Raw genomic sequence first — 14,557 nt, 5'->3', positions numbered from 1 at the left:
CCACCGCAAAGCGGCGAACGTCGCCTGCCAGGCTCCGCCCCAAGCCCCACCCTGGCTGGACGGCTGGATTTTTTGTATAATGGCAAGCTTCGCAGCGAATTTGTGGCTCCGCGGCGAAAATTCAACTCCCACCTAAGAGGCTCTCAACAGAAGAGCACCGACCGTGGAAAAGAGCCCGACAAACCAACTTTTCGAAAGAAAAACATGTCTACATTCAGCGCAAAACCCGCTGAGGTCGTGCATGAGTGGTTTGTGATTGACGCGACCGACAAGGTCCTCGGACGAGTAGCCAGCGAAGTTGCTCTCCGTCTGCGCGGCAAACACAAGGCCATTTACACGCCTCACGTTGACACCGGCGATTTCATCGTCATCGTTAACGCATCCAAACTCAAAGTGACCGGTACCAAGTCCCTGGACAAGAAGTACTACCGTCATTCCGGTTTCCCCGGTGGTATCACCGAAACCAACTTCCGTGACCTGCAAGCCAAGCACCCTGGCCGCGCACTCGAGAAGGCCGTCAAGGGCATGCTGCCCAAAGGTCCTCTGGGCTACGCCATGATCAAGAAGCTGAAGGTGTATGGCGGTGCCGAGCACCCGCACACTGCCCAGCAGCCCAAGGCTCTGGAAATCTAAGGAGCGGAACAATGATTGGTGAATGGAATAACGGCACCGGCCGTCGCAAATCGAGCGTCGCCCGCGTGTTTCTGAAAAAAGGCTCCGGCAAGATCACCGTGAATGGCAAGGACATCCAGGCTTACTTTGGCCGCGAGACCTCCATCATGATCGCCAAGCAACCCCTGGCACTGACCAATAATCTCGAAGCTTTCGACATTCAGGTCAACGTGCACGGTGGTGGTGAATCCGGCCAGGCCGGTGCAACCCGCCACGGTATCACCCGTGCCCTGATCGACTACGATGCAGCCCTCAAGCCCGCGCTGAGCGCAGCTGGCTTCGTGACTCGCGATGCCCGTGAAGTCGAACGTAAAAAGGTCGGTCTGCACTCCGCCCGTCGTCGCAAGCAGTTCTCCAAGCGTTAATCTGCTTCGATCTGCTTTCGAGCAAAAGCCGCCTGGTTCGCCTGGCGGCTTTTTTTTGGCCTGCTTGTTGTTCCACGAGGTGATGGGTGCCCTGCCGGGGCTCCTCGTCGCTTTGCGCCGAAATGTCGCCCCAACAGGGCGCCCATCACCTCGCTACACATTGGGCAAGTAAATCCATGCGGGCTGTAGCGGTAATAGCCCGTTGAAAGCCGAATAACCCACTACCGCGCTATACTATTCGTCACTGATCCCGGAGAAAAACCATGACCGCTGTTGCCCAAACCGTTGAAACCGAAATGCCTGCTCCCATTGTCTTTACTGACAGTGCTGCGGCCAAGGTGGCGGATTTGATTGCAGAGGAAGGCAATCCGGATCTGAAGCTGCGCGTGTTTGTGCAGGGTGGCGGTTGCTCCGGTTTCCAGTACGGCTTCACCTTTGATGAAATCGTCAACGAAGACGACACCACCATGACCAAGAACGGTGTGTCCTTATTGATTGATGCGATGAGCTACCAGTACCTGGTGGGTGCCGAAATTGATTACAAGGAAGACCTGCAGGGCGCGCAGTTTGTGATCAAGAACCCGAACGCCACCACCACTTGCGGTTGCGGCTCGTCTTTCTCGGTTTGATCTTTGGCGGTCTGCCGACTCAACGGGGGTAAATAGCTCCCAATACGCGGGCGCCTTGGGCGCCCGTCACGCTTGGCAGGCTGGCTGTTTCCCGTTGCATGCATTTGTAGGCCAGCCATGCAAAGGCGGTGGCTTCTACCTGCAGCGGCGGCAACCCCATAGCTTCGCTGCTGATCACTTCTACACCCGGTAGACCTTGTTGCAGCGATTGCATCAGGTGCAGGTTCAGCGCGCCGCCGCCACAGACGATCAATTGCCTGGCGTCGGCAGCGTGCTGGCGAACGTCGTTCAGACAAGCTTGCGTCGTGAACGCGGTCAGCGTGGCTTGGACATCGACAGCGCTGAGATCTGCAAAGTGACTCAGATGCGCTTGTAGCCATGGAGGGTTGAACAAATCCCTGCCCGTACTTTTTGGTGGAGTTTGATGCAGGTAGTCTTCGCGCAGCAAGCGCCCAAGCAAATCAGGCACCACGGTGCCACTTGCCGCCCAGGCGCCGTCCCGATCAAAGGGCTGGCCGGTGTGTTGCAGGCACCAGTGATCCATGAGGGCATTGCCTGGGCCACAGTCCCAGCCCTGCACTCGTCCGTCGGGATGCAACACACTCAGGTTCGAGATGCCGCCAATATTGAGCACGGCCACGGTTTGATCCGTGCGTCCAAAAAGACCCTTGTGAAAGGCAGGCACCAGCGGCGCGCCTTGTCCGCCTGCTGCCACATCACGGCTGCGGAAATCAGCCACCACGTCGATACCGGTCAGTTCGGCCAGCAAGGCAGGATTGTTCAATTGCAGGGTGTAGCCGGTCCCATCATGGAGCTGGGGTTGGTGGCGCACGGTCTGTCCATGTGCGCCGATGGCGGTGATGGCCTGAGCGCCAAGCCGGCTGGATGCCAGCAGCGTGTCTACAACCTGTGCGTACAGACGTATCAGCGCGTTGGCGGCCAAAGCGGCGCGGTGCAGTTCGTTGTCGCAGGGGCTGTTCAAGGCCAGCAACTCTACGGCCAAGGTGTTTGGCATGGGCACAAAAGCGTGGGCCAGAACCTGGGGACGGGAGGGCGTCGTGAAATCGGCCAATACGCCATCGACACCATCCATGGAGGTGCCGGACATCAATCCAATGTATAGCGGGGCTTTGCTCACTGAGCCAGGTCGTCGCGCATCATGGAGGCAGCGGCCAGCTGTATGCGTGCGCGTTCGGCTTCCACCTTCAGGCGTGCACGCTCAGTGGCGTTGAGATTGACACTCGCAGTTTGCTGGTTGACACGCGAAGGGTCGGTGTAACGGCCATTGATGCGGTATTCGAAATGCAGGTGAGGGCCTGTGGACCAGCCGGTGGAGCCCACATTGCCGATCAATTGTCCTTGCGATACGGATTGCCCGCGTTTGACCTGGATGCGGCTGAGGTGGCCGTAAACCGTGGTGTAAGAAGCGTTGTGCCGCACGACGACCACATTGCCATAACCATTTTGCCATCCGGCGGACTCCACCACGCCGTCACCCACGGTGGCGACGGGCGTTCCCGTGGGGGCGGCGTAGTCCACACCTTCGTGACGGCGCAAGGTGTGCAAGATGGGGTGTTTGCGCAAGCCAAAGCTGCTGGTGATGCGTGTGTAGCGCAGCGGCGCAGCCAGGAAGCTGCGGCGCAGGCTTTTGCCATCAAGGGCGTAGTAAGCCCCTTTTTTGCCGGGCGTTTCGAACCAGACGGCATTGAACGTCTTGTTGTCGTTTTCAAACTCGGCACTCAGCACGCGACCAGCACGCAGCGGTTCGCCCTCTGCTTCGAGCACTTCGTAGACCACCGCAAATTTGGCGCCCTTGCGCAAGGTACGGTGAAAGTCGATCTGGCTGGAGAAAATCTCGGTCAGCTGTGATGTGACGGTGTCCGGCAATTTGGCTTCGTCAGAGGCGTCGTACAGCGAGTGCGCAACAGTTCCGCTGGACATGCGAATGCTGGTGGACATGGGCAGGGCGTCCTGCTCAGCCATCAGTCCTTGTGCTGTGCGTTGCAACACAAAGCGCTGAAATACTTCGTCGTTGTCGTTTTGCAACCAGCGAATGCTCAGACGGGTGAGATTGTTTTGCTGATTGGCCTCGGCAATGACCGAGCGGCCACCGCGCAATAAAGCCTGGCGAGCCAATTTGTTGCTGCGCAAAAAGCGCGCTGCTTCAACATCGACCAGTCCCAGGCGGCGTAGCAGAGCTTCGGGCGACTCGCCAGCGCGTGTGTTGTCACTGCGGGTCAGGTTGATGTCCAGGCCATCAAGCAAACGCGCCTGATCTTCGAGGTGTGCTATTTCGACGGGCACTGTGACTGTCACCACAGCTTGCTCTGCGATGTCAGGACCCAGATTGGCCAGGGCATAGGCACCACCCGCACCTGCAAGCAAAGTGACGCCGCAGGCCAAGGCCAGATGCTTGGTGCGCTGGTGCAACCATTGCATGCCTGACTGCACGCGAGATGACAGGAGGGGATGCTGTGCCTCCAGCCATTCCCAAGCCTGTGCGGCGGCATGAACCGTGCTGCGCAAAGCGACGCCCAGGCCATAAGCCAAGGCGGTCAAGCTGTGGTTCAGTTGATTGCGCAGGGTTTTGAAATTCGGCATGCGTGAACGCGCCACACTAAAATGTGTTTTCGACAAAGCTCTTATTGTACCGTCCTGACCTCAGGCGGGTCCAGAAAAAACCCTTATGAATCAACCCCTTCAGACCCCCTATCCTGTCACCGACCGGGTGCAAGAGGCCCTGGCTGTGACTTTGCGTGGCGCTCAGGAGCTCATTCCTCAAGAGGATTGGGTACAAAAGTTGGCAAAATCGGAGGCCACAGGGGTGCCGCTGCGTATCAAGCTGGGGCTGGATCCAACCGCACCGGACATCCACATCGGCCACACCGTGGTGCTCAACAAGATGCGCCAGCTGCAAGACCTGGGGCACCAGGTGATCTTCCTGATCGGTGACTTCACCAGCCTGATTGGCGACCCCTCGGGCCGCAACAGCACCCGCCCGCCGCTCACGCCCGAGCAGATCAAGGCGAACGCCGAGACCTACTACAAGCAGGCCAGCCTGGTGCTGGACCCTGCCAAAACAGAGATCCGCTACAACAGTGAGTGGTCGCTACCATTGGGTTCAATGGGCATGATCCAGCTGGCGGCCAAATACACCGTGGCCCGCATGATGGAGCGCAACGATTTCCACGACCGTTTTCATGCCGGCACGCCGATTTCGGTGCACGAGTTCCTCTACCCGCTGATGCAGGGCTACGACTCGGTAGCGCTCAAGGCCGATCTGGAGCTGGGCGGCACCGACCAGAAATTCAACCTGCTGATGGGCCGACACCTGCAGGCTGAATATGGCCAAGAGCCCCAGTGCATTTTGACCATGCCGCTGCTCGAAGGTCTGGACGGCGTGGACAAAATGTCCAAGTCCAAGAACAACTACATCGGCATCACCGAAGAGGCCAACACCATGTTCGCCAAGGTGCTCTCCATTTCGGATGATCTGATGTGGCGTTGGTACACCTTGCTGTCTTTCAAATCGATGGCCGAGATCGAGGCCCTCAAGAAAGAAGTCGAAGGTGGTCGCAACCCCAAAGATGCCAAGGTCATGCTGGCCAAGGAAATCACGGCGCGTTTCCACAGCGCGGCTGCTGCCGATGCGGCTGAGCAGGACTTCATCAACCGCAGCAAGGGCGGTATTCCGGATGACATTCCCGAGGTGTCTTTGTCGGGCGCACCCATGGGCATTGGTGCGCTGCTCAAGGCAGCAGGCCTGGCACCGTCCACGACGGAGGCGGGTCGCCTGGTGGACGGTGGCGGCGTGCGCATCGACGGTGCGGTCATCAGCGACAAGGGCCTCAAGGTTGAGGCCGGGACGTTCGTGCTCCAGGTGGGCAAGCGCAAGTTTGCACGTGTGACGCTGGCCTGATCGAAGGTGCCCGACATGTCCGTGACGCTGCAAAGCCTGACCCCCAAGCGTTTGCTGCAGGCCTCTGTGGCCGTCGCGGTGATCACCATTGCTCTCAAGACCTTGGCTTGGTGGTTGACGGGTTCGGTGGGGCTGTTGTCGGACGCCATGGAGTCGCTGGTCAACCTGGCCAGCGCCATGTTCGGACTGTGGATGGTGACGTTGGCCGAAGCGCCTCCTGACGATGACCACCCCTATGGACACCACAAGGCAGAGTACTTTTCGTCCGGATTTGAGGGCATCCTGATCCTGGTCGCTGCACTAGGCATTTTCTGGTCTGCAGGTCAGCGCTTGTTTTCCCCACAACCACTGGAGCAGGTGGGATTGGGTCTGGCGCTGTCGGTGGCCAGTTCGATGCTCAATGGCTTGTTGGCCTGGGTCATGTTCCGTTCGGCCAAAGTGCATCGCTCGATTGCGCTGGAAGGCGATGCACGCCATTTGCTGACAGACGTCTGGACCTCTGCTGGTGTGGTGCTGGGCATCGGTCTGGTGCATTTCACGGGTTGGCTGTGGCTGGACCCGATTGTGGCCATGGCTGTCGCGCTCAACATCGTCAAGGAAGGCGTGCACTTGATCTGGCAGTCCTCTCAGGGCTTGATGGACGAGGCGGTTGAGCCCGAGGTGATGGCGCAAATCAAGCAAGTGCTCGATGGCTTTTCCCATGAAAGCCATGGTGCCACCATCATTCGTTTTGACCATGTGACCACGCGCAAGGCGGGGCAGCGTCGCTTTGTGGACATGCACATGCACATGCCCGCCAGCTGGACCTTGGGCCGTGCAGCCGCGTTGCGCACCAGCGTCGAACAGGCCTTGATGAGCGCGGTGCCGGGCTTGCGCGCCACCATTCAGCTGCTGCCACGCGATGTGGAAGCTCACTTTGACGATCAGCTGGATTTGCCATGATCGCAGTCTTGCAACGCGTCCGGCAGGCCAGTGTGTCTGTGGCTGGTGAAGTGGTGGGGCAAATTGAACAGGGCTTGCTGGTTCTGCTCTGCGCCGAACAGGGCGACACCGACGCCGTGGCGGACAAACTACTGAGCAAGATGCTGAAGTTGCGTATCTTTTCGGATGATGCCGGCAAGATGAACCGCAGCGTGCAGGACGTCGGTGGTGGTCTGCTGGTGGTCAGTCAGTTCACGCTGGCCGCCGACGTGTCGGGCGGCAACCGACCCAGCTTTACGCAAGCCGCCAAGCCCGACGAGGGGCGACGCCTGTACGAGCATTTTGTGGCCCAAGCCCGCGCTGCGCATCCGCTGGTGCAGACGGGGCGGTTTGCTGCAGACATGCAAGTGGCCTTGGTCAACGATGGTCCGGTCACCATTCCCATGCGCATGACGGCCTGATGTGGGCCCGCCCTGATAATCGGGGCATGACTTCATCTCCTGCGTCTTCGGACCGATTCGACAGCCTGGCGCTGTCACCCGCCACGCTCAACAACCTCGAACAACTGGGCTACGTGCGCATGACGCCGATTCAGGCGGCCAGCCTGCCCATCACCTTGGCGGGGCACGACCTGATCGCCCAGGCCAGCACGGGCAGCGGCAAGACCGCTGCGTTTGGTTTGCCGTTGGTCGAGCGCTTGCAAACGGCTGGTGTACCGGGTGCCGCCGTGCAGGCGGTGGTGCTGTGCCCTACCCGCGAGCTGGCCGACCAGGTCACGCAGGAAATCCGCCGCCTGGCACGTTCGCGCCCGAACGTGAAAGTGGTCACCCTGTGCGGTGGCGTGGCCCTGCGTGGGCAGGTGCAAAGCCTGGAGCATGGTGCCGATGTGGTGGTGGGCACCCCTGGCCGCATCCTGGACCATCTGGAGCGCGGCTCGCTCAGCTTGGCGGGTGTGAATACCTTGGTGCTCGACGAAGCCGACCGCATGCTGGACATGGGTTTTTTCGACGACATCGCCAAGGTGGTGCGCCAGTGCGCCAAAGACCGGCAGACTCTGCTGTTTTCGGCCACCTATCCCGAGAGCATCGACAAACTGGCGTCGCAGTTCATGCGCGCGCCGCAGACGGTGAGGGTTGAGGCCTTGCACAGCGCACACAAGATCCGCCAGGTGTTTGTCGAGGTGAGCGAGACCGAGCGCCTGCACGCGGTGTCCATGCTGTTGGCGCATTTCCGGCCCGAGCGCACGCTGGCGTTTTGCAACACCAAGCAGCAGTGCCGCGATCTGGTGGAGGTGCTGCAGGCGCAGGGCTATGTGGCGCTGGCGCTGTACGGCGAGCTGGAACAGCGCGAGCGCGACCAGGTGCTGGTGCAGTTCGCCAACCGCAGTTGCTCGGTGCTGGTGGCCACCGATGTGGCAGCACGCGGGCTGGACGTGCAGGGTCTGGAAGCCGTGATCAATGTGGATGTGACGCCTGACCCGGAGGTGCACATCCACCGCATTGGCCGCACGGGGCGCGGCGATGCCGAGGGGTTGGCCATCACGCTGGTCAGCATGGACGAGATGGGGCGTGTGGGCAGGATCGAGGTGTTGCAGGGCCAGGCTTCGCAGTGGCAGGCGCTCGACAGCTTCAAGCCTGCGGGCGGGGGGCGTCTGCTGCCGCCGATGCGCACACTGCAGATCGTGGGGGGCCGCAAGGAGAAGATCCGCGCTGGCGATGTGATGGGTGCTTTGGCAGGCGAGTGTGGCCTGACCCGCGAGCAGGTCGGCAAGATCAACGTCAACGAGTTTTCGACCTATGTGGCGGTGCTGGCGGAACTGGCGCAGAACGTCTGCGTTCAATTGTCCAAGGGCAAGATCAAGGGCAAGAGCGTCAAAGTCCGCTTGATCTGACTTTTGGTTTTTTGCGGGTATCGGCTGGTGGTCAACGATAGGGATTCTTAACCCCAAGGCCCGCCAGAATCTCCACTTCGTAGGCTTCCATCTCCTCGGCATCGGCCTTCGAGGTCTCGTGATCCCAGCCCTGCGCGTGCAAAGCGCCGTGCACCAGCAGGTGCGCGTAGTGTGCGGCAAGGGTTTTGCCCTGTTCCTTGGCTTCGCGGGCCACGACCGGAGCGCACAGCACCAGATCGGCCATCACCACCGGCTCCTGTGCATAGTCGAAGGTCAGCACATTGGTGGCGTAGTCTTTCTTGCGGTAACTCTTGTTGAGTTCGCGGCCTTCCTCTTCGCTCACGATGCGTACTGTGATCTCGGCGTCCAGGGCCAGCGCATGGCGAATGCAACGAGTCACGAAGTGCCGGGGCAGGGCAGCGCGATGGCGTGCAGCCTGGGGAATGTCGCCAAATTGCAGGGACATTTGTAGTTGTTTGAGAGCCATGGTCATTCCTCGTGAGTCGGGCGGCGGCGTGCGGTGCTGCCTTGGGCATCGTAGGCATCGACGATGCGTGCCACCAGCGGGTGGCGCACCACGTCGGCGCTGGTGAAGCGTGTGAAGGCAATGCCTTTGATACGCTTTAAAACACGCTCGGCATCGATCAGGCCGCTCAGCTGCCCTTTGGGCAGGTCAATCTGGCTCACATCGCCGGTGATCACGGCTTTGGCGCCAAAGCCGATGCGGGTGAGGAACATCTTCATCTGCTCGGGGGTGGTGTTTTGTGCCTCGTCCAGGATCACAAACGCATTGTTGAGCGTACGCCCGCGCATGAAGGCCAGGGGCGCGATCTCCAGCGCGTTACGCTCGAACGCCTTTTGCACTTTGTCAAAGCCCATCAGGTCGTACAGCGCGTCATACAGCGGGCGCAGGTATGGGTCTACCTTTTGCGACAGATCGCCAGGCAGAAAGCCCAGGCGTTCGCCCGCTTCCACGGCTGGACGGGTGAGCACGATGCGCTGCACGCTGCTGCGCTCAAGTGCGTCCACCGCCGCGGCCACAGCCAGATACGTCTTTCCGGTACCTGCAGGACCAATGCCGAAAGTGATGTCGTGGCTGGCAATGTTGTCCAGGTACGCCGCCTGGTTGGGGGTGCGGGCTTTGAGGTCGGCTCGGCGGGTGTTCAGTGCCGGATGCTCGCCACTGTCGTCACCTTCACCTGCCATCATCAGTTGTACGGTGTCGGCGTTAATGGGGCGCTCGGCCATCTCGTAGAGCGCCTGCAGCAGCTCCATGGCACGCTGGGCCTGGGCCTTGGGGCCATCGACCTTGAACTGCTCGTGGCGGTGCGCAATACTGACCTGCAGGCCCGCCTCGATGCTGCGCAGGTGTGCATCCATGGGGCCGCAGAGGTGTTGCAGGCGGGTGTTGTTGTGTGGTGTGAAAGTGTGACGAACGATCAAGGGGATAATCCAGTGATGGCATGCGCATGCAGGCCTTGAACCCTTATTTTCCTCCAGTCCCACGCATTTCAAGGTCCTACGTTCATGATCGGCAAACTCACCGGCATCCTCAGTGACAAGAACCCGCCCGAAGTCATCGTGGACTGTGGCGGTGTGGGCTACGAAGTCAATGTGCCGATGAGCACATTCTTCAACCTGCCGGCGAGCGGCGAGAAGGTCAGCCTGCTGACGCACTTTGTGGTGCGCGAGGACGCGCAGATTCTTTACGGCTTTGGTACCGCTGCCGAGCGCGAGGCTTTTCGCCAGCTCATCAAGATTTCGGGCGTGGGCCCGCGCACGGCCTTGTCCGTGCTGTCGGGCATGAGCGTGACCGAGCTGGCGCAGGCCATCACCAGTCAGGAGCCGGGGCGCCTGGTCAAGGTGCCTGGTATCGGCAAGAAAACCGCCGAGCGTCTCTTGCTGGAGCTCAAAGGCAAGCTGGGTGCGGACATCGGCGCTCCCGCTGCGGCTGTGGGTGATGCGCAAGGCGATATTCAGCAAGCCCTGGTGGCTTTGGGCTACAGCGACAAGGAAGCCGCAGCCGCCCTCAAGGGCTTGCCTGCCGACGTGGGCGTGAGCGAGGGCATCAAGCTGGCGCTCAAGGCGCTGGCTAAATAAGGCGCAGGACGTAAGACAATCGAACCATGAGCATCAAGACCGACGACTTTGCCCCCGCCCCCCGCGAAACCTCGCGCATGGTTTCGGCTGCGCCGGTGTCGGGCAGCGAAGAAGCGATTGAGCGCGCCCTGCGTCCCAAGCACCTTGAAGAGTACGTTGGCCAGGCCAAGGTGCGCGAGCAGCTGGAAATTTTCATTGGTGCGGCCAAAAAACGCCAGGAGCCACTGGACCATGTGCTGCTGTTTGGCCCACCCGGTCTGGGCAAGACCACACTGAGCCACATCATCGCGGCCGAGCTGGGGGTGAATTTGCGCCAGACCAGCGGCCCGGTGCTCGAAAAACCCAAGGACCTGGCGGCATTGCTGACCAACCTGGAGGCCAACGATGTGCTCTTCATCGACGAGATCCATCGCCTCTCGCCCGTGGTCGAGGAAATTCTGTACCCCGCACTTGAGGACTACCAGATCGACATCATGATCGGCGAGGGGCCGGCGGCACGCTCCATCAAGCTGGACCTGCAGCCCTTCACGCTGGTGGGTGCGACCACGCGTGCAGGCATGCTCACCAACCCGCTGCGCGACCGCTTTGGCATCGTTTCGCGGCTGGAGTTCTACACGCCCGAAGAGCTCTCGTGCATCGTCACGCGCAGCAGCGGCCTGCTCAAAGCGCCGATTGACGCTGAAGGCTCATTCGAGATCGCTCGCCGCTCGCGCGGCACGCCACGCATCGCCAACCGCCTGCTGCGCCGCGTGCGCGACTATGCGGATGTGAAGGGCGATGGCCGCATCAACCAGGCCATGGCCAAGGCGGCACTGTCCATGCTGGATGTGGACCCTGAAGGCTTTGACCTGATGGACCGCAAACTGCTTGAAGCCGTGATTCACCGCTTCGACGGCGGCCCTGTCGGGCTGGACAACATCGCGGCCAGCATTGGTGAGGAGCGCGACACCATCGAAGACGTGATCGAGCCCTATCTGATCCAGCAGGGGTATTTGCAGCGTACCCCGCGCGGGCGCATCGCCACGCTCGCTGCTTTCAGGCACTTGGGGGTCACGCCGCCCAAAACCGCAGGCGGCCTGTTCAACGAATAACGATCAGGTGGTCGTTTCGTCGAGCGACCGACCTTCGAGGTGGCTGGTGTCGCCCCAGCCCACCAGACTCATGCCCTCGGGTGTCCACAGCAATCGGTTGACAGCCGTGTTGGGCAGCAGCCAGGTGCGCGGGGCCTGCGTGTCCAGCTGGGTGGCCAGGCGGTACAGCACATCGAGCACGCCACCGTGGGCCACCAGCACGATTTGCCCACCCATGTGCTGCGCAGCCAGGTGGTTGACGGTCATGCTGATGCGCTCGCGCAAAGCAACCAGCGATTCGCCACCGCCCGGCGGCACCCAGTCGGGCGTACGCTTGCGCCAGTGCCAGGCCAGGTCGGGCAGTTCGGCTTCAATTTGCGCATAGGTGCGGCCCTGAAAATCCCCAAAAGAACGTTCACGTAAACCGGTAGTGGTGGTCACCTCCAGCCCCACGGCTTCGCCGATGGTTTGCGCCGTCACGTGCGCGCGCGACAGGTCGCTGCTGTAGATGGCATCAATGCTGTCACGCTCGGCCAAGGCCTGGGCCAGCCAACGCGCTTGCTGCAGGCCAGTGTCGTTGAGCGGAATGTCCAGGTGACCCTGAATGCGGGTGTCCACGTTCCAGGCGGTTTCACCGTGGCGGATGGCCAAAATGCGTGTGGCGTCCATGGGCAGCTCAGCGGGGAATGTCGATGAAGACCTTGCGTGGGCTGGCTGGCGGATTGGGAAAGCCCGCCATGGCAGCCTGGAACAAGGTGGCAAACACGGGCGTGCTGTCAGCCCAGGGGCCGTCGTGTCTGGCACGGGTTTCGTAGACCACCTGGCCGCTGCGCAAATCGCGCATCACCAGGCTGACCTCGCGGCGGTACTGGTTGGGTTGCGGAAAACGCATGCTCATGCCCATGCCCACTTGCGGGTACACGCCGCGCCCGACCGAGATGTGGCCCATCGTGCCCCAGGGGCCAAAGGGGTCGTTCACATACGTGACCGATGACCACCCCACGAGCACACTCAAGCTGGCGTTGGCCTCGTCGCGCACCATGCCGACAGCGGTCATGGCGTATTCGGCTTGCTGCTCGGCCAGGCCAGCTTCGGGGTTGTTGACTTGCGAGGGCAGGCGCTCAAAACGGTAGTGGGCACCCTGCAGGTTTTGCCCGGCAGCCGTAGCCACCACGGTGGTGACATCGCTGTCGATGCGGCGCACGCTGGCGCAGCCACCCAGCACGAAAACCATCAGCAGGGCCAGCAGGAGAGTCAGGCGCTTCATGTGTGTCTCAGTTCATGGAGATGACCTGGATGCCAGGCAAGGAGGCTTCGGTGAACTCTTCTTCATCAAAAGCCTTGTCACCCGCTTCGTCGGCCACGCCGGTGATCTGCAGGTTCTTGAAGTCGTGCAGTTTGTGGTCCATCAGGTGCGACGGCACCACGTTTTGCAAGGCGGCGAACATGTTTTCGATGCGGCCGGGGTGTTTCTTTTGCCAGTCGCGCAGCATCTGTCCTACCACCTGACGCTGCAGGTTTTCCTGGCTGCCGCACAGCGTGCAGGGGATGATGGGGAACTGTCGGTGCGTGGCCCACTTTTGCAAATCCGTTTCAGCCACGTAGGCCAACGGGCGTATCACCATGAATTCGCCGTTGTCGCTCACCAGCTTCGGGGGCATGCCCTTGAGCTTGCCGCCGAAGAACATGTTGAGGAAGAAGGTCTGCAGCATGTCGTCGCGGTGGTGGCCGAGCGCGAGCTTGTTGCATTTGAGCTCGCGCGCGACGCGGTACAGAATGCCTCGGCGCAGGCGCGAACACAGGCTGCACATGGTCTTGCCCTCGGGAATCTTGTCCTTGACGATGGAATACGTGTCCTGCGTCTCGATGTGGAACTCGATCCCGAGTTCTTTCAGGTAAGCCGGCAGGATGTGGTCCGGAAACCCTGGCTGCTTCTGGTCCAGGTTGACCGCCACCAGGGTGAAGTCCACCGGCGCACGCGCCTTCATCTTCATCAGGATGTCGAGCATGCCGTAGCTGTCCTTGCCGCCGGACATGCAGACCATGATGCGGTCGCCCGCTTCGATCATGTTGTAGTCACTGATCGCCTGACCCATTTGGCGGCACAGGCGTTTTTCGAGCTTGTGGGCCTCGCGTTCGATCTTGGCCGTTTTGGCTGCGTCGGGGGCTTCGGATTCGACCCAGGTGTTTTCGGTAGTTGTCATGTTCACCACTGCCCGGCCTCCATGCGGATGGCCACTTCGCAGTCTTCAAAAATTTCCAGTTTCGTGATTTTCACCCGCACGCCCAGCACGCCTGGCAGTTGCATCAAGCGGTGCGCCAGTTTGCCAATCAGGCTTTCGAGCAAATTCACATGTTCGGCGGTGCATTCGTCGATGATGATCTTGCGCACCTTGCGGTAGTCCAGCACATGGTCAATGTCGTCATCGCAGGGCAGCAGAGGCTGTGTGCCCTGATTGAGTTCGGCGTCGACCTGGATCGGTTGGGGGCTGGTTTTTTCGTGTTCGAGGATGCCCAGGTTGGCGTCAAAACGCAAACCGGTGAGCGACAGCACTTGCAGACCTTGCTTGGGCATGGTGTTCACATCAGGGAAAAATCGCGCTCAAAACGGCGCAGGTGTTGGCCACCGTCCACCAGCAGCGTGGTCCCGGTGATGCCGGCATTGACCTTTACGCAACAGAAGATTGTGTTATTCAGCCGGGAGAACAGCGCCTAATCAAGACAGGTATTTCTGTTTCGTTCTCGCCTGATTATTATCTTCGCATTGCACCACGTTCTGGTCTTGCTTATAAGAACGGCATTGATACAATGGCTGGTGTTATTGACTCTTCTTATCGTGGAGAGATTGGTGTTATTTTGCGAAACCACTGCTTTCCTTGCGAAGAAAGCGATTGTGTCTTTATGGTAAATCGTGGTGATCGTATTGCACAAATGATTCCTGAACGCATTTCACAAGAACACTTTATTTTTGTAAATGAACTTGATGATAG

General features: G+C 60.4%; 18 protein-coding genes and 1 pseudogene. 10 read left to right on the top strand and 9 right to left on the bottom strand.

Translation table 11 applies throughout. The features are described 5' to 3' along the window. Positions 1-204 precede the first annotated feature (204 nt). The 3 genes from rplM (at position 205) to erpA (ending at position 1,666) form a co-directional block, all read left to right on the top strand. Positions 205-633 carry a 50S ribosomal protein L13 gene (gene rplM / locus AAFM15_RS11075; RefSeq protein WP_341686771.1) on the top strand — a complete coding sequence of 143 codons (429 nt, stop codon included), beginning with the start codon at positions 205-207 and terminating at the stop codon, positions 631-633. 11 nt (positions 634-644) lie between these two features. Beyond that, the gene (gene rpsI, locus AAFM15_RS11070; protein ID WP_341686770.1) at positions 645-1,037 is read left to right on the top strand and encodes a 30S ribosomal protein S9; all 393 of its coding nucleotides are present in this window, start codon (positions 645-647) and stop codon (positions 1,035-1,037) included. 263 nt (positions 1,038-1,300) lie between these two features. Beyond that, positions 1,301-1,666, top strand: coding sequence for an iron-sulfur cluster insertion protein ErpA (gene erpA, locus AAFM15_RS11065; RefSeq protein ID WP_341686769.1), 366 nt, complete (start codon positions 1,301-1,303; stop codon positions 1,664-1,666). Positions 1,667-1,685: 19 nt separating this feature from the next. Here erpA and AAFM15_RS11060 read toward each other — a convergent pair whose 3' ends face one another. Together AAFM15_RS11060 and AAFM15_RS11055 are read right to left on the bottom strand one after the other, a co-directional pair. Further along, positions 1,686-2,804, bottom strand: a complete 1,119-nt coding sequence (locus tag AAFM15_RS11060; RefSeq protein ID WP_341686768.1) for an anhydro-N-acetylmuramic acid kinase — start codon at positions 2,802-2,804, stop codon at positions 1,686-1,688. Further along, on the bottom strand, positions 2,801-4,267 hold the full coding sequence (locus AAFM15_RS11055; RefSeq protein ID WP_341686767.1) for a peptidoglycan DD-metalloendopeptidase family protein: 1,467 nt from the start codon (positions 4,265-4,267) through the stop codon (positions 2,801-2,803). The genes AAFM15_RS11060 and AAFM15_RS11055 overlap by 4 nt, the downstream gene beginning before the upstream one ends. Before the next feature lie 85 nt (positions 4,268-4,352). Here AAFM15_RS11055 and tyrS point away from each other — a divergent pair, with 85 nt between their 5' ends. Genes tyrS through dbpA form a run of 4 tightly spaced genes read left to right on the top strand, consistent with a single transcriptional unit; the run spans position 4,353 to position 8,397 of the window. After that, positions 4,353-5,585 carry a tyrosine--tRNA ligase gene (gene tyrS / locus AAFM15_RS11050; RefSeq protein WP_341686766.1) on the top strand — a complete coding sequence of 411 codons (1,233 nt, stop codon included), beginning with the start codon at positions 4,353-4,355 and terminating at the stop codon, positions 5,583-5,585. A 15-nt stretch (positions 5,586-5,600) separates the two neighbouring features. Next, positions 5,601-6,527 (top strand): cation diffusion facilitator family transporter, encoded by a 927-nt coding sequence (locus AAFM15_RS11045; RefSeq protein ID WP_341686765.1) that lies wholly within the window; start codon positions 5,601-5,603, stop codon positions 6,525-6,527. After that, the gene (gene dtd, locus AAFM15_RS11040) at positions 6,524-6,967 is read left to right on the top strand and encodes a D-aminoacyl-tRNA deacylase (RefSeq protein ID WP_341686764.1); all 444 of its coding nucleotides are present in this window, start codon (positions 6,524-6,526) and stop codon (positions 6,965-6,967) included. The genes AAFM15_RS11045 and dtd overlap by 4 nt, the downstream gene beginning before the upstream one ends. A gap of 26 nt (positions 6,968-6,993) precedes the next feature. Further along, a complete protein-coding gene (gene dbpA / locus AAFM15_RS11035) occupies positions 6,994-8,397 on the top strand; it encodes an ATP-dependent RNA helicase DbpA (RefSeq protein ID WP_341686763.1) in 1,404 nt (467 codons plus the stop codon). 31 nt (positions 8,398-8,428) lie between these two features. Here dbpA and ybeY read toward each other — a convergent pair whose 3' ends face one another. Both ybeY and AAFM15_RS11025 read right to left on the bottom strand, forming a co-directional pair. After that, on the bottom strand, positions 8,429-8,884 hold the full coding sequence (gene ybeY, locus AAFM15_RS11030; protein ID WP_341686762.1) for an rRNA maturation RNase YbeY: 456 nt from the start codon (positions 8,882-8,884) through the stop codon (positions 8,429-8,431). Positions 8,885-8,886: 2 nt separating this feature from the next. After that, entirely contained in the window at positions 8,887-9,840 is a 954-nt protein-coding gene (locus AAFM15_RS11025; RefSeq protein ID WP_341686761.1) for a PhoH family protein, read from the bottom strand. An 84-nt stretch (positions 9,841-9,924) separates the two neighbouring features. On the opposite strand from AAFM15_RS11025, the gene ruvA reads away from it, so the two are divergent. Further along, positions 9,925-10,497, top strand: coding sequence for a Holliday junction branch migration protein RuvA (ruvA, locus tag AAFM15_RS11020; protein ID WP_341686760.1), 573 nt, complete (start codon positions 9,925-9,927; stop codon positions 10,495-10,497). Between the two features lie 26 nt (positions 10,498-10,523). Continuing rightward, positions 10,524-11,588, top strand: a complete 1,065-nt coding sequence (gene ruvB / locus AAFM15_RS11015; protein ID WP_341686759.1) for a Holliday junction branch migration DNA helicase RuvB — start codon at positions 10,524-10,526, stop codon at positions 11,586-11,588. 3 nt (positions 11,589-11,591) lie between these two features. On the opposite strand, the gene AAFM15_RS11010 is transcribed toward ruvB, so the two are convergent. The 5 genes and pseudogenes from AAFM15_RS11010 to AAFM15_RS11715 all read right to left on the bottom strand — a co-directional run. After that, complete coding sequence (locus AAFM15_RS11010; RefSeq protein WP_341686758.1) at positions 11,592-12,236, bottom strand: histidine phosphatase family protein; 645 nt, start codon at positions 12,234-12,236, stop codon at positions 11,592-11,594. A gap of 7 nt (positions 12,237-12,243) precedes the next feature. After that, complete coding sequence (locus AAFM15_RS11005) at positions 12,244-12,834, bottom strand: DUF4136 domain-containing protein (protein WP_341686757.1); 591 nt, start codon at positions 12,832-12,834, stop codon at positions 12,244-12,246. A gap of 7 nt (positions 12,835-12,841) precedes the next feature. Beyond that, on the bottom strand, positions 12,842-13,771 hold the full coding sequence (gene ttcA / locus AAFM15_RS11000; RefSeq protein ID WP_341686756.1) for a tRNA 2-thiocytidine(32) synthetase TtcA: 930 nt from the start codon (positions 13,769-13,771) through the stop codon (positions 12,842-12,844). Positions 13,772-13,773: 2 nt separating this feature from the next. Next, positions 13,774-14,142, bottom strand: coding sequence for a dihydroneopterin aldolase (locus AAFM15_RS10995; protein ID WP_341686755.1), 369 nt, complete (start codon positions 14,140-14,142; stop codon positions 13,774-13,776). Positions 14,143-14,147: 5 nt separating this feature from the next. Then, positions 14,148-14,231 (bottom strand): annotated as a pseudogene (locus AAFM15_RS11715) (short-chain dehydrogenase); the annotation flags it as partial. Here AAFM15_RS11715 and dut point away from each other — a divergent pair. Next, a partial coding sequence (gene dut, locus AAFM15_RS10990) for a dUTP diphosphatase (RefSeq protein WP_341686772.1) occupies positions 14,229-14,557 on the top strand: 329 nt, incomplete at its 3' end. The pseudogene AAFM15_RS11715 and the gene dut overlap by 3 nt on opposite strands.

Origin of the sequence: Limnohabitans sp., assembly GCF_038134685.1 — a bacterium.
Taxonomy (GTDB): Bacteria; Pseudomonadota; Gammaproteobacteria; order Burkholderiales; family Burkholderiaceae_C; genus Limnohabitans_A.
This window is presented reverse-complemented; position numbering and strand designations above follow the sequence as displayed.